The following is a 785-nucleotide window of genomic DNA, read 5'->3' on the forward strand; positions in this document are numbered from 1 at the left end:
CGGCGCTAGCCCCTGCTCAGTCGCGGCAGCCACCACTGCCCGTGCTAACGGGTGATGGGAGCCCAACTCAATGGCGGCGGCTGACGCCAGCAGCTCGCTGGCAGGTTGGCCAGTTAAGCTAACCAGTTCAGTCAATTGCGGTTTGCCCAAGGTCAGGGTGCCGGTCTTATCAAAGGCCACGGTATCGATATGGGCCAACCGTTCGAGGGCCGCCCCCCCTTTGATCAGCGCCCCTTGGCGCGTGGCGGCTGCCAAGGCAGAGGTGACGGCCGCTGGGGTGGAGATGACCAAGGCGCAGGGGCAGCCGATCAATAACAGCGCCAGCCCGCGATAGACCCACTCATCCCAACTTTGGCCGAAGGCCAGTGGTGGCACCATCACCACCAGCAGGGCGATCAGCATCATGGCGGGGGTATACCAGCGGCTGAAGCGATCGATAAAGCGTTCGATCGGAGCGCGCTGGGTTTCGGCCTCTTCAATTAAGTGCAAAATGCGGTCGATGGCGTTGTTGCCGGGCTCCGAGACCACCTCTAGCCGCACCACCCGATCGGCGGCCAAACTGCCTGCGGCCACCTTATCCCCTGCGCGGCGCTCCACGGGGATCGACTCGCCAGTCAAGGCGCTCTCATCAAATGCGCCGAGGGCATCGAGTAAACGGGCATCTGCCGGCAGGCGGGCACCGGGCGCGATTTCGATGATGTCGCCCGGGCGCAGCGCGTCAGCGGCGACCTCTTCGCGCAGCTCACTTTGCCCAGCATCAGGGCCGGCGGGACGAATGCGCAGTG

1 protein-coding gene is annotated in these 785 nt (G+C 64.7%); it reads right to left on the minus strand.

Annotation, left to right across the window (positions count from 1 at the left end):
* Window positions 1–785, minus strand: a 785-nt coding sequence (locus tag CUC53_RS18690) for an HAD-IC family P-type ATPase (RefSeq protein WP_157798347.1), incomplete at both ends; no start/stop codon positions are given.

It is taken from the genome of Aeromonas cavernicola (genome assembly GCF_002795305.1).
Taxonomy (GTDB): domain Bacteria; phylum Pseudomonadota; class Gammaproteobacteria; order Enterobacterales; family Aeromonadaceae; genus Aeromonas; species Aeromonas cavernicola.